General features: G+C 67.8%; 12 protein-coding genes. All 12 read left to right on the forward strand.

Translation table 11 applies throughout. The annotated features are described in order from the left end of the window. Positions 1-77 precede the first annotated feature (77 nt). The 12 genes from D3218_RS03255 (at position 78) to uvsE (ending at position 13,105) form a co-directional block, all read left to right on the forward strand. Positions 78-536 carry a hypothetical protein gene (locus D3218_RS03255; protein ID WP_119538423.1) on the forward strand — a complete coding sequence of 153 codons (459 nt, stop codon included), beginning with the start codon at positions 78-80 and terminating at the stop codon, positions 534-536. After that, positions 529-918: a DUF6262 family protein gene (locus D3218_RS03260; RefSeq protein ID WP_136625051.1), complete on the forward strand. Its 390-nt coding sequence runs from the start codon at positions 529-531 to the stop codon at positions 916-918. The genes D3218_RS03255 and D3218_RS03260 overlap by 8 nt, the downstream gene beginning before the upstream one ends. Then, positions 915-3,041 (forward strand): AAA family ATPase, encoded by a 2,127-nt coding sequence (locus tag D3218_RS03265; protein WP_119538425.1) that lies wholly within the window; start codon positions 915-917, stop codon positions 3,039-3,041. The genes D3218_RS03260 and D3218_RS03265 overlap by 4 nt, the downstream gene beginning before the upstream one ends. A gap of 603 nt (positions 3,042-3,644) precedes the next feature. Further along, complete coding sequence (locus D3218_RS03270) at positions 3,645-3,830, forward strand: hypothetical protein (protein WP_119538426.1); 186 nt, start codon at positions 3,645-3,647, stop codon at positions 3,828-3,830. 384 nt (positions 3,831-4,214) lie between these two features. Continuing rightward, on the forward strand, positions 4,215-5,366 hold the full coding sequence (locus tag D3218_RS20225; protein WP_210209623.1) for a septal ring lytic transglycosylase RlpA family protein: 1,152 nt from the start codon (positions 4,215-4,217) through the stop codon (positions 5,364-5,366). A 91-nt stretch (positions 5,367-5,457) separates the two neighbouring features. Continuing rightward, positions 5,458-6,645 (forward strand): D-alanyl-D-alanine carboxypeptidase family protein, encoded by a 1,188-nt coding sequence (locus tag D3218_RS03280; RefSeq protein WP_119538498.1) that lies wholly within the window; start codon positions 5,458-5,460, stop codon positions 6,643-6,645. Beyond that, positions 6,645-7,349, forward strand: a complete 705-nt coding sequence (gene tmk, locus D3218_RS03285) for a dTMP kinase (RefSeq protein WP_245414894.1) — start codon at positions 6,645-6,647, stop codon at positions 7,347-7,349. The genes D3218_RS03280 and tmk overlap by 1 nt, the downstream gene beginning before the upstream one ends. Beyond that, complete coding sequence (locus D3218_RS03290) at positions 7,346-8,395, forward strand: DNA polymerase III subunit delta' (RefSeq protein ID WP_119538427.1); 1,050 nt, start codon at positions 7,346-7,348, stop codon at positions 8,393-8,395. Before tmk ends, D3218_RS03290 begins: the two co-directional genes overlap by 4 nt. A gap of 81 nt (positions 8,396-8,476) precedes the next feature. Beyond that, positions 8,477-10,024, forward strand: a complete 1,548-nt coding sequence (metG, locus tag D3218_RS03295) for a methionine--tRNA ligase (protein WP_119538428.1) — start codon at positions 8,477-8,479, stop codon at positions 10,022-10,024. Next, a complete protein-coding gene (locus tag D3218_RS03300; protein WP_119538429.1) occupies positions 10,024-10,833 on the forward strand; it encodes a TatD family hydrolase in 810 nt (269 codons plus the stop codon). Before metG ends, D3218_RS03300 begins: the two co-directional genes overlap by 1 nt. Continuing rightward, on the forward strand, positions 10,830-11,636 hold the full coding sequence (locus tag D3218_RS03305) for an MBL fold metallo-hydrolase (RefSeq protein WP_119538430.1): 807 nt from the start codon (positions 10,830-10,832) through the stop codon (positions 11,634-11,636). Before D3218_RS03300 ends, D3218_RS03305 begins: the two co-directional genes overlap by 4 nt. Positions 11,637-12,160: 524 nt before the next feature. Next, complete coding sequence (gene uvsE / locus D3218_RS03310; protein ID WP_119538431.1) at positions 12,161-13,105, forward strand: UV DNA damage repair endonuclease UvsE; 945 nt, start codon at positions 12,161-12,163, stop codon at positions 13,103-13,105. The last annotated feature ends 34 nt before the right edge of the window (positions 13,106-13,139 follow it).

Genomic DNA, 13,139 nt, shown 5'->3' on the forward strand with positions numbered 1-13,139 from the left:
GCTTGTCCACGTCAATCCGGAAGGACTGGACGAGGAACGGCGGCAGTTGCTGGGCCTCGTTCCCAAGTTGGCGTAGGATGGCGGGCAAGGGAAAGCCGAAGGCACAAGCGAAGCCGACCAAGGCGGGGCGCCGTGTCCCTATCAAGACCTTCCACATCGAGGCCATCGTCAGCGCGGTCAAAGCGTCGGACATGGCCCCGACCTGGGAGGACATCCGCGACATCGGCGAGCGCGCGTTCGGCCACTGCTGGACGCGACAGGCGCTCGAACGGCACGATGCGATCAAGGAGGCCTACCTCGCCCGGCAATCCAAGAGCGGAGCGTCCAAGTCGGCTCCGTCCAAGGACCCCGCCATCGACCTTCTCGAGCAACGGATTGCGTTGCAGGCGGCCGAACTCGAGCGCCTGCGCATGACCATCGGTGAGCTGAACGACTTGTTCGTTCGGTACCAGTACAACGCCCATGCCCGCGGCATCTCGCCGGCGGAACTCGAAGCCTCCTTGCCGATCGTGCCGAAGAGGCGTTCCCATGGGTAGAAGCGGCGCCGAAGTCGGACGCGAGAATGCCAAGCGCTTGCGGTCGTACCTGGACGGCGCACCCGAGCTGCCGGTTCGAGGCGGAAAGCTACACGTCCAGGCGATCGCCGACGCCGCCGGGATCGATCGGCAGACGCTCTACAAGAACGCGAGCTGTCGCGCGTTGATCGAGGCCGCGGCCGCGCGCGTCGGCGCAGATGCCGTTGCCAAGGGCGGCCCCGCCGCGCTCGACCCCGAACATGCGCGCCTGGAGCGGCGCGTGTCCGAACTCGAGCGCGCGAACGCAGCGCTCCGGGTCGAGGTCACTGAGCTGCGGTCAAGGCTTCGGCGTCTCGCCCACGTCGAGGAACATCTGACTGAGACGGGTCGGTTGGTCCGGTGACCCAGGCCGTGATCATCGAGTCTGTTCTCACTCCTGACGGAAGAATCTTCAACGGCCGGGACGAGGACGGGCAGCGGCGGCGCTTTGTGTGCCGGACGATCTTCCGTCCGCCCGTCGTCGGCGAGACGTGGCAGGTCGCGGGCGTGGTCAGGAGGCATCCGACGCACGGTCAGCAGGTCGAGGTATCGTCCGCACACCTCGTGGTTTCGGCCGGCCGCGCCATCGTCGAGTTGTTGCAGGGGCCGAGGTTCCCCGGTGTCGGCCCCGCCGCCGCCTCGCGCCTCTGGTCGGCATTCGGTGCCCGTCTTCCCGAGCTGCTCTCCGAGGGTGAGGAAGGGGCGATCGCGGAAGCGCTCGGCGGGACGGACAACGCGTGGCGGCAGGCCGCCACGCTCACGGGGACTTGGCCCGACGTGCGCGGCGAGGCTCATGTCGCGACCTGGCTGGACCGCGCCGGGATCGGCCCCGCGGTCGCGACCAAGGTCGCGTCCTGCTATGGCTCGGACGCCACGGCGTTGCTCGAGGAGGATCCGTACAGGCTGCTGGCCTTCATGCCGTGGTCGGCGGTGGACGGCCTCGCGACCAGGATGGGGGTGGCCCCCGACGACCGCCGACGGCTGGTGGCAGCATGCGAGGCGGTCCTGTACGAGGCCCTCGACTCATCCGACACCTGGTTGCCCGACGCGGGCTTCCGTCGCGCGCTGGGCCTTAAGCTCTCCGGGCGGGCGCTCGTCGCCAAAGCCCTCGCGTGCGCTGTCGAGATGTCGGTCGTCGAGCGCATCGACGGGGGCTGGCAGGCGCTTGGTCCTGCCACCATGGAGAGGTTCGTTGCCGGCCGGGTGGCCGAACTCGTCCGCCGGGGCGGTCGCTCCGGCCTTGAACTTCCGCCCACCGACCGACATGGACTGTCGGAGGAACAGAAGGCCGCCGTCCGGATGGCGGTGACCTGGCGCTTCAGCCTCCTTCTAGGCGGCGCCGGAGTCGGGAAGACCACAGCTCTTCGCGCGCTCTGCGACGTCGCGAGCGGTCAGGGCTTCGACCTGCACCTCATGGCGCTCAGCGGCCGGGCGGCCAAGCGCGTCGCCGAATCGACCGGTAGGTCTGCTTCGACGATCGCCAGATGGCTTCAGGCGGTCTCCGCCGGGACGACCGGCTTCGGGCAAAGGCCACTCGTCGTCGTCGACGAGGCATCCATGGTGGACCTGTCATCGCTCTACAGGATCATGAGGGCCACCCCGGACGACGGAGGGTACGTCCTCATCGGCGACCCGGGCCAGTTGCCGCCCGTGTCCTTCGGACTGACGCTGCATGCGCTCGTTCCGTGCGCGTCGGTGCCGCGAGTCGAACTGTCCACCGTGTTCCGGCAGGCGGCAGCGACCGGCATCCCGACCCTCGCCGCGGCCATACGTGTCGGTGACGTGCCCGAGATCCCTGCCTTCGCAGGCACGGAGCTGACCGGGGCGCACTTCGTCGAGTGTCCCGTCACGGGCATCGTGGGCACGGTGGCGAACCTGCTGGATCGCCTCGACGACGGCTCCGTCCAGGTGATCGGCTCCGTGAAGGGCAGGGGCGATTCGAACGACGGCGGCATCCGCGCGGTGAACGCGGTGATGCGGGCCAAGCGATCCGGCGGCAAGCCCGAGCTGACCGGCGGCTTCTTCGAAGGGGAGCCGGTGGTCTGGACGCGCAACGACCGGGACCGGGGACTGACGAACGGCACGCTCGGCCACGTGGCCGGCGAACGGGACGGCGACGGTGGGAGACGGCTGCGCGTCACGTTCGACGGGGTCGAGCACGAACTCGCCGGCGATTCGTTGCGCAACCTCGAACTCGCCTGGGCGATCACCGCCCACAAGAGCCAGGGATCGGCGTTCGGCACGGTGATCGTCCTCGTCTCGCCAAACCGCCTGCTCGACCGGGCACTCCTATATACTGCGGTGACGCGCGCCCGCGAGCGGGTCATCCTCATCGGCAGCGTCGGTGCGTTCGCGAAGGCCGTCGGGTCGCCGCCTTCTGCATCGAGGAGGTCGGTCGCGCTCGGCGCGCATCTCGCCGCGCTCGGCCTCGCCGAATCGGACAATGATGCCGCATCGGCCACAGGGCAGGTGCCGGCCGGGTCCTGACCCTTGGTGAGCCCCGAGCGACCCTCCTCGACACCGCGCCCGCCGCGGTGGATGCCGCCCTTGGTCCTGACCCTCGGAGCCGCCCGTCGCGATCCCGGAAAGGCACGGGAGGTTCGACCGAAGCGACTGAGGCTCAGGGGACCCGCGCCACCTGTGGCGTGGGGTGGCCGCAGGGAGCGCAGGGCGGTCCTTCCGTGCCAGGGATCGTGAGCGACGGGCGGCTCCGAGGGTCGATGAAGGACTCGAATGTCAACTCCTTTACACCCCGATCTTTTACCCTCAGCGTCGTGCCTCGACGACGAAACCGTTGAGAACCATGGCACTGACACACACAGTTTACACCTGACCCCACAAGTAACCGTTCTGAACGTCGGCCGCCTCGCGACGCGAGGCAATGCCACGACAAACGCCGGGGCGACCGATCGTCGCCCCGCGTCTCCCGGTCGGTCCGGGACGTCCGGCCTTGGCCTGCCGAGGCTGTGCGGTGTCCGCCGCGCCGCCTCCGCCGCAGCATTGGGCTCGCGGCAAGGAAGGCCGACGTTCGGCAACCGCCAGTTTGAGGCCAGCCGCCTGCGGCAGGGTGCGCTCCGAAAAGGAGACGCCATGCAAGACCTGGTCGACATCGCCGCCGTGACCGAACGCCTCATGCAGACCCTTTCCCAGATCGAGACGATGCTGGGCGAAGACCAGGCGGACGTGGCGCGCCGGCAGGCGGACTACCTGGACATGCTGCGACGAAAGGCCACCGGTGAGGTGAGCGGCAACGTGACCGCGCAGTTCTTCGCCTGATCGAGCGCGTGAGCGTTGCGAATTGCGGACCCCAAAACCGACCGCGACCGAGCTTCGATCGCCTGGGCTGCATCCCCGAGCGTACAAGCACCTTGGCACATGCGCACAAGAGGACTCCAGGAGTCGGTCGAACTCCGCTCGAAGTATCCTGCTCCGGTTGTATTGGAATGGTCGTCAGATGATCTCTGGACGATGCGCCGGGCTGCGCCGCGGACCGCGGGCGGACGCAAATGTGGCAAGATTTCGGCAACGCATTTTCTTCATGATGGGCGACCGCGACTCGCGTGGACTTGCAATCGCTTCATCAGTTGGTAACCTCCCGCGCGGATATGGTGGGGACGGCGCGACGGGGCATGCGCGCCCTTGTGAATGTTGGGGGCATGAATGATGGCTGGAGCCGGATACGACCGGAAGATCGGGCTTGGCCTCGCTTTCGGACTGTCCCTCGCGCTGGTCGGTTGCCAGTCCACCGCCTCGTCGACGCATGACGGGGAGCTGGCGCCGGAGGACGACGCGCCGATCTTCAGCTCCAGCATCTTCGGCGTGAAGGCGAGCCCCCGCGTGACGCGGCTGAAGAAGGTGCCGAAGGGCGGCGGCCGCGACCAGACCGGCAAGCCCTACATGGTCCGCGGGAAATGGTACTATCCCAAGGAAGAGCCGGGCTACGTCAAGAACGGCACCGCCTCCTGGTACGGCGCCAACTTCCACGGGCGCCTGACGGCGAACGGCGAAGTCTACGACATGTACCACCTCTCGGCCGCGCACCCGACCTTTCCGTTGCCGTCCTACGCCCGTGTGACCAACCGCAAGAACGGCAGCTCCGTCCTGGTCCGCGTCAACGACCGGGGCCCCTACGTGCACGACCGGGTGCTCGACGTTTCCTCCAAGGCCGCCGAGATGCTGGGCTTCCAGAACGACGGCGTCGCCGACGTGAAGGTCGAGTATGTCGGGCGCGCCCCGCTCGAAGGCGACGACACGCCGATGTTGATGGCGTCGTACCGGCAGGGGAACGCGCCCGCCGTCAGCGACGGCCTGCCGAGCGGTGTGATGATCGCCTCGCGCCACGAGAAGTCGCCGCTGATGATGGCCGCTGCCTTCCTGGCGCCGCGCCAGGCCGCCACCGCGCCTGCGACGCAGCGCGCCGTTCCCGCCCGCACGCCGTCCATCGAGGACCTGATCCAGACCTACGACGCGGCGCCCGCCGGCCCCGTGCCGGTGCCGGTGCCCCGCGGCTCGCTCCTGTCCTACGCGGCCGCTCCCGGATCGACGGGCGCGCATGCCGCGCTGTCCTCGCTGGCTTCGGCCGCCACCCCGCCGGCCGAGACGATCGAACTCGGCGCGGTAGACGACGTCTCCCTCCTGATGCGCGTTTCCAGCCTCGTAGAAGGACGCGCCGAGATGACGGAAACCGCCGCCGATGGTCACGTCTCGCTGGCGCTCGCCGTTCGGCCCGGACAGGACGCCGACGCGCTGCTGCGCGACGTATGGGGTGCCGGTCTGACGGATGCCTTCGTGGTCAGGGCCGACGAACGCTGACGGCGAGGCCGCGGCGCCGATCGGTCGAGATATGCGGGACCGCCGCGATGAGCTATGCTGGGCCGCAGCCACGATCCTGCCGGCTTTCCTGATGCGTCACCCCAAACGAGTTCTCCGGAACGCCATTCTCCTTGCCGCCATCCTTTCGGTTGGAGGCGCTTCGGCGCAGAACCGCGACGACGCGGTGTTTCCCGAGACCGCCGCCAAGGTCGCCGTCGTGATCGACGGTAAGACCGGCGGTGTCCTGTTCGAGAAGAACGGACGGGCGCCGTTTCCGCCCGCGTCGCTCGCCAAGATCATGACCGCCGAGATCCTGTTCGGCGCTCTCGCCTCCGGCCAGTTCGCGCCCGACGCGGCCCTGCCTGTCTCCACCCATGCATGGCGCACGGGCGGCGCGCCGTCGCGCACGGCCACGATGTTCGCGGCTGTCCGGTCCGACGTCCCCGTCGATGCCCTGGCCCAGGGGCTGGTCGTACAGGCCGCGAACGACGCGGCCATCGTGATCGCCGAGCACATGGACGGATCGGAGCGGGCCTTCGCCGATCGCATGAACCGGGAAGCCGAAGCGATCGGCATGACCGACAGCCGCTTCGTGAACCCCACCGGTCTTCCGGAGGGCGGGCAGGAGGTGACGGCGCGGGACATGGCAATCCTGGCCCGCCATATCCGCTATACCTATCCCGAGCGCTACGCGCTCTACGCGCAGCCTCAGTTCGAATGGAACAAGATCCTCCAGCGAAACCGAAACCCGCTGCTGGGCACCGTGCCGGGCGCGACGGGCATGGCGACCGGCTTCTCGCCGGAAGGGGGATACTCGATCGTCGGCGTGGTCGAAGGCGAGGGCGGTCGCCTCACGATCCTAGTGCTGGCCGGGCTCGACAAGGAACAATCCCGGCTGAGGGAAACCGTCGCGCTCGCGGATTGGGCAGGGTCCGCCTTCGAGGAAAAGGCGATCTTCAGCGCCGGCGCCACGATCGCCGACGCGCCCGTGTTCGGCGGCGTGGCCGCCTCCGTGCCGCTGGTGCTGGACGAGGATCTCGTGGCGCTCGTCCCCAAGCGCCACCCGGAGGTGGTCTCCGCTTCGGTGCATTACGATACACCCCTGCGGGCGCCGGTCCGCAAGGGCGACAGGATCGGAACGGTGGAACTCAGGATCGACAATCGATTTTCGCTGGAGCGCGAGCTTCGCGCCGGCGAGGACGTGGGCGAGGGGACGTTCGCCAGCCGCGCGGTGGACGCTATGCACGAGCTTGCCTTCGGCTGGATCAGGAGCCTCTGATGGTGGGCGCCCAGCGATCCGACATGCCGCGGCGCGGATGCTTCATCACGTTCGAGGGGCCGGACGGCAGCGGCAAGACCACGCAGATCGGCCGTCTGGCGGCGCGGCTGGAGGCGCGCGGCGTGCGCGTCGTCAAGACGCGCGAGCCCGGTGGGTCGCCCGGTGCCGACGCCATCCGCCACATCGTCCTGTCGGGTGCGGCCGAAGGGCTTGGCGTTGAGACCGAAGCCCTCCTGTTCGCGGCCGCGCGCTACGACCACGTCCGCACGGTGATCCTGCCCGCGCTTCGGGACGGCTCCTTCGTTCTGTGCGATCGCTTCCTGGATTCGACCCGAGCCTACCAAGGGTCTGCGCCCGGCCTCGACAGGGCGTTTCTGGACGAGCTCGAGGACGCCACCACGATCGACGCCCAGCCGGATCTGACGTTGATCCTCGACCTCCCCATCGACGTCAGCATGCGACGCCTGGCCGAACGGAGGAACGCCGAGGCGGCGGACCGTTTCGAGAAGGACGGCATCGACATCCATCAGGCCAGGCGCCAGACCTTTCTCGACATCGCGGCACGCGAGCCGGACCGCTGTGCGGTGATCGAGGCGACCGGGCCGCTGGACGAGGTGTCCGACCGCATCGAACGCGTCGTGCTGGATCGGTGCGCGGCGGCGCTGAGCGCATCGACACGGATTCGCGACGAGGCGTCGTCTTGAACGGCACGGAGGCGCGGCCGGCACACGACGACATCGACGACGTCTCGCCGCCGGCGGCGACGACCTTCCTGGTCGGGCACGATCGCGCGTGGCAGGACCTCGTGGACGCCGCCCGGAGCGAACGGATGCACCACGCCTGGCTGCTCCAGGGCGCCCGAGGCATCGGCAAGGCGACGCTCGCCTTCGCCTTCGCGCGACATCTCGTGGGCGTCGCGTGGAAGGCCGACGAGAACGGCTCCGTGGAGTTCGACGCCGACGATCCGAGGTTGCGTCAGATCGCATCGGGCGCGCATCCGAACGTGATCCATATCCAGCGAGCCGAGGCCGATCGCGGCGGCGGCTTCAAGACCCAGATCACGGTGGACGAGATCCGGCGCCTCCATGCCTTCTTCAGGTCCACGGCGACGCCCGGATGGCGGATCGCCATCCTCGACCCGGCCGACGACCTGAACCGCAACGCCGCCAACGCATTGCTCAAGATCCTGGAAGAACCGCCGCCCCGGTCGATCTTCCTGATCGCCAACCACGCGCCGGGTCGCCTCCTGCCGACCATTCGCTCCCGCTGCCGGACGCTTCGGATCCCGCAACTCGGCGATCGCCCGCTACTGGACGGCCTGGCGCGCAAGCTGCCGGACGTTCCCGGCGACGAACGTCGGTCGGCAGCCGAGGTCGCACGCGGCAGCCTGCGACAGGCGTTGCTCGTCCAACAGGGCGGCGGAGTGGACGTCCTGCGGGAGGCGGACCGCATGTTGGGGCGCGCCATCGAGGACTGGCAGGCGGTGCACACGCTCCTCGACGGCCTGGTACAGAAAGGGCGGGAGGCGGCATGGGACCTATTTCGCGACCGCCTCTTCGAGACGTTGTCGGCGGAAGCCCGGCGCGCGGCAGTGGGTGGCATGGCGCGCCATAGTGCGGACCTAGCGAGCTTCTGCCTCGCCGAGCAGGCGCGCTGGCGCGAAGCCGCGGCGTTCAATCTCGATCGCAAGCAGACGATCCTCAGCTTCCTCGACCGGTTCCAGGCTCTTCGCGACAACGCTGCGCGCTGACAGGTCTGCACGGGGTTCGTTGAGCCGAGCCGACCGATGGGCTATTGCCCATCTCAAACCGATCCGCGCAGAAGCACCACGATGGCCGAACGATTCTACACGACGACCGCGATCTCCTATCCGAACGGCAGCCCGCATATCGGCCACGCCTACGAGCTGATCGCGACGGACGTGATCGCGCGCTTCAAGCGCCTCGACGGTTTCGACGTGTTGTTCCTGACCGGCACGGACGAGCACGGCATCAAGATGCTGCAGACCGCCCGCAACCTCGAGATTTCGCCGCTGGAGCTCGCCGACCGGAACTCCGCCAAGTTCCGCGAGATGGGGCGCGAGCTCCGCAGCTCCAACGACGACTTCATCCGCACCACGGAAGAGCGGCACAAGGTCGCCTGCCAGGAAATCTGGCGACGGATGCAGGACGCCGGCGACATCTACAAGGGCTCCTATGCCGGGTGGTACTCGGTCCGGGACGAGGCCTACTACGCCGAGGACGAGACGCGCCTGACCGAGGACGGCCGGCGGCTCGGGCCGCAGGGCTCGCCCGTGGAGTGGGTCGAGGAGGAAAGCTACTTCTTCCGCCTGTCGCAGTTCGCCGAACGGCTGCTCGAGCATTACGAGGCTCATCCCGACTTCATCGGCCCCGCCGAGCGTCGCAACGAGATCGTCTCCTTCGTGCGCTCGGGCCTGAAGGACCTTTCCATCTCGCGGACCACCTTCGACTGGGGCATTCCAGTGCCCGGCGACGAGCGGCACGTGATGTACGTCTGGGTCGACGCGCTCACCAACTACCTGACCGCCACCGGCTTTCCCGAGGGCGGCGAGCGCGCCGGGTTCTGGCCTGCCGACCTCCACGTGATCGGCAAGGATATCGCACGGTTTCACACGGTCTACTGGCCGGCGTTCCTGCTGTCGGCCGGTCTCCCGCTGCCTCGGCGCGTCTACGTGCACGGCTTCCTGTTCAACCGTGGGGAGAAGATGTCGAAGTCGGTCGGCAACGTGATCGACCCGCACGCCCTCGTTTCCGCCTACGGTCTCGATCCGGTCCGCTACTTCCTGCTGCGCGAAGTGCCGTTCGGCCAGGACGGCAACTACTCGCACGAAGCGATCGTCGGCAGGATGAACTCCGAGCTCGCCAACGACCTGGGCAACCTCGCGCAGCGTTCCCTGTCGATGATCGCCAAGAATTGCGATGGCCGCCTTCCGACGCCCGGCGCCTTCACCGAGGCGGACAAGGCCATTCTCGAGGCGAGCGGGCAGTTGCTGCAGCGATGCCGCGCGGCGATCGACCGCCAGGAACTTCACCTGATGCTCTCTGCGATCGTCGGTGTCGTTTCGGAGACCAACCGCTACTTCGCCGGCGAGGAACCCTGGGTCCTGCGCAAGACCGACCCCGCGCGCATGGGCACGGTGCTCTACGTCACCGCGGAGGTGCTGCGGCGCGTCGCGATTCTGCTCCAACCGGTCATGCCGGACTCGATCGCCAAGTTGCTCGACCTTCTGGGCATCGCGGAACACGAGCGTGGGTTCGAGCGTCTCGACCAGGGGATCATGCTGGAAGGCGGCCAGACATTGCCCGCGCCCGCCGGCGTGTTTCCCCGCTATGTCGAACCCGCAACCGACGACGCCTGATGACGACCTGCCTTCTCGTCGACAGCCACTGCCATCTCGACTTCCCGGACTTCGACACCGATCGAGAGGCACTGATCGCGCGCGCCAACGCGGCGGGCGTCGGCGTCATGGTCAGCATCTGCACCCAGGTCGTGAAGCACGAGCGCGTCCTCGCGATCGCCGAACGCTATCCGTGCGTCTTCGCGTCGGTCGGCACGCATCCGCTCAACGCGGCCGACGAGGACGAGGTGCCGGTCGAAGACCTCGTGCGGCTCGCCCGCCATCCGAAGGTGGTGGCCATCGGCGAGGCCGGCCTCGACTACCACTACGACCGGGCCCCGCGCGACCGCCAGGAGCGCGTGTTCCGTCGGCACATCGCGGCGGCGCGCGAGACCGGCTTGCCGCTCGTGATCCATGCCCGCGATGCCGACACGGACGTCGAGCGCATCCTGGTGGACGAGGTGGGGAAGGGTGCCTTCCCCTTCGTCCTTCACTGCTTCACCGCCGGAGAGCGGCTCGCAACGGTCGGCGTCGAACTCGGCGGCTACGTCTCCTTTTCGGGGATCGTCGCCTTCAAGAACTCCACGGAGCTGCGTGCGATCGCGGCCTGCGTGCCGCAGGATCGCATCCTGGTGGAGACCGACGCCCCCTATCTCGCCCCACCGCCCAATCGCGGCAAGCGAAACGAGCCCGCCTTCGTTCGGGATACCGCCACCGCTCTCAGCGAAGCGCTCGGGCATGAGCTCGAAGCGTTCGCACGGCAGACGACGGACAACTTCTTCCGCCTTTTCTCCGAGGTTCCCGACCCGCGCAAAGGCGGCGCCGCGTGAGCAGGCGTCTGCGTCTCACGGTTCTGGGATGCGGCTCTTCGCCCGGCACGCCGAGGATCACCGGCGATTGGGGGCAGTGCGATCCAGCCAATCCGCGCAATCGGCGCACGCGCTGTTCGGCGATGGTGGAACTGATCGACGGCGACGACGTCACGCGCGTCGTCATCGATTGCGGACCGGACTTCCGCGAACAGATGCTGGCCGCCTCCGTTCGCCGCATCGACGCCGTCCTCATCACGCATCCGCATGCCGACCACATCCACGGCCTCGACGACCTGCGAGGCTACGTCATCGACCACCGCAGGCTGGTGGACCTGTATGCCGACCGCGAGACCTACGCGCGCCTGTTCGAGGCGTTCGGCTACTGCTTCCGCACGCCACCGGGCAGCGCCTATGCGCCGATCGTGCGCCACCACGAAATCCAAGGCGGCCGGAGCTTCGAGATCGACGGACCCGCCGGTGCCATCACGGTGCATCCGTATACGCAGGTACACGGCAGCATCCATTCGCTCGGGTTCCGGATTGGCCCGATCGCCTATTCCAGCGACGTGTCGGATTTTCCGTCCGCTGCCGTAGAGGCCATTTCAGGCGCAGAGCTGCTGGTGGTCGACGCGCTCCAATATCGTCCGCACCCCAGCCATCTCTCGCTCGACGAGGCGCTCGGCTGGATCGATCGGCTCGGCGTCCCACGCGCGGTGTTGACCCACATGCATACGCCGCTGGACTACGAGGCGGTCCGACGATCGCTGCCGGCCCATGTCGAGCCGGCCTTCGACGGAATGCGGATCGAGTTCGAACTCTGAGCGCGGACGCGAGCCGGCGCAGCTTCCGGATATTCGACAGCGCTTTTATCCACTGAGTTGAAACCACTGCCATGCTTCGTTGGCGGCAGCGCCGGGGCTGACGTCCGGTGCGATTTTCGCGGGAAGGCCGGATCAGCCTCGGCGGTCCGGGCGATCGAACGAAAAAGAAAATCACGACCGACCAGGAAACCGTGCCTCGCTCGTCAGCGCTCCCCATTGCGACCCGTCAAAATAGTTCCATAATCAATATTATGACATCGTTGATTGGCGGACGGCGCTGCGGGCTTACACGCCATGCCTATCTCCCCTCAAGAGCGCTTGCGGATCGTGGTGAGCCAGGTGACGTCGATGTTCCTTGCTTTCGACGACGCCACGTCGTGCGGACGAGCTGATCGGCTGCGATGACGATATTGCGCAGTGGTGATAGCGCTGCCGCGAACTTCAGTGGCAAGCCCACATCGATCCTTAGCGGTTCGCGACGGCCGCTCCGGCACGAGGCTTGACTAGGTTTCCCCGTCAAAGTGATGGGTCGCGACGACCTACCGAGCAACGACGCGCGTCGTTCGGGGAGCAATCCGCATCTGAAGGTGTCGCTGGAGTATGTGGACCGGATCCTGGACTACTGCGCGGAGAACGGGATCGGGCTGTACCGGATGTCGTCGGATCTGGCGCCGTATGCGACGCATCCCGATCTTCCGCAGTTCCACGGGATGGTCCGCGAGAGCGGGTCGGAGCTGGCGGCCGTGGGCGCCAAGGCGCGAGCCCTGGGCCTTCGGCTTTCGTTCCATCCCTCGCAGTTCATCGTCCTGAACAGCCCGGACCCGTCGCTCGTGTCGCGCAGCGTGTGGGATCTGGCGAGCCAGGCGGAGATGCTGGACCTGATGGGGCTGGGTCCAGAGGCGGTCCTGGTGATCCATGTGGGCGGGACGTACGGGGACGTCGCGACGAGCCGGGAGCGCTGGGTCCGGACCTGGGAGACGCTGCCCGAGCCGGTCCGGCGCCGTCTGGTGCTGGAGCACGACGACCTTCGGTTTTCGGCGTCGGACACGTTGTGGATCCATGAGCGCACGGGGGTGCGGCTGGTGTTCGACCACCAGCACTTCTGGTGCCTGAACCCGGACGGGCTGGACCTTCGCGCGACGGTTCTGGCGATGGTTGGGACGTGGCCTTTGGGGGAGGTTGCGAAGGTTCACTACTCGTCGCCGCGGACGCAGTTTCTGGAGCGCCGTGTGGTGGACAAGGGGACGGGCCGGAAGGGGTCGCGTCTGGTTCCGCCGGTGACGACGGGTCATGCGGACTTCGTGAACCCGTTCGAGTTCGCGCAGTTTCTGTCGAGCGTTGAGGGGGTGGCGTTCGACGTGATGCTGGAGGCGAAGGCGAAGGACGTGGCGTTGTTTCGGCTTCGCGGGGATGTCGTGCGGTATGCGCCGTGGCATGGGTCGCGGTTTGGGCTGGGGGGGCCGGCGTGAGGGGCGCGGCGCTGTGCGCCCTGCCCGTTGGTCC

Source organism: Aureimonas flava, from assembly GCF_003583935.1.
In the GTDB taxonomy this organism is placed as follows: Bacteria; Pseudomonadota; Alphaproteobacteria; order Rhizobiales; family Rhizobiaceae; genus Aureimonas; species Aureimonas flava.

Excerpts from the sequence above, each read along its gene's own strand:
- D3218_RS03255 (WP_119538423.1), top strand. The coding sequence starts at position 78 with ATGGCGGGCAAGGGAAAGCCGAAGGCACAAGCGAAGCCGACCAAGGCG.
- D3218_RS03260 (WP_136625051.1), top strand. The coding sequence starts at position 529 with ATGGGTAGAAGCGGCGCCGAAGTCGGACGCGAGAATGCCAAGCGCTTG.
- D3218_RS03270 (WP_119538426.1), top strand. The coding sequence starts at position 3,645 with ATGCAAGACCTGGTCGACATCGCCGCCGTGACCGAACGCCTCATGCAG.
- D3218_RS20225 (WP_210209623.1), top strand. The coding sequence starts at position 4,215 with ATGATGGCTGGAGCCGGATACGACCGGAAGATCGGGCTTGGCCTCGCT.
- D3218_RS03280 (WP_119538498.1), top strand. The coding sequence starts at position 5,458 with ATGCGTCACCCCAAACGAGTTCTCCGGAACGCCATTCTCCTTGCCGCC.
- tmk (WP_245414894.1), top strand. The coding sequence starts at position 6,645 with ATGGTGGGCGCCCAGCGATCCGACATGCCGCGGCGCGGATGCTTCATC.
- metG (WP_119538428.1), top strand. The coding sequence starts at position 8,477 with ATGGCCGAACGATTCTACACGACGACCGCGATCTCCTATCCGAACGGC.
- D3218_RS03300 (WP_119538429.1), top strand. The coding sequence starts at position 10,024 with ATGACGACCTGCCTTCTCGTCGACAGCCACTGCCATCTCGACTTCCCG.
- uvsE (WP_119538431.1), top strand. The coding sequence starts at position 12,161 with ATGGGTCGCGACGACCTACCGAGCAACGACGCGCGTCGTTCGGGGAGC.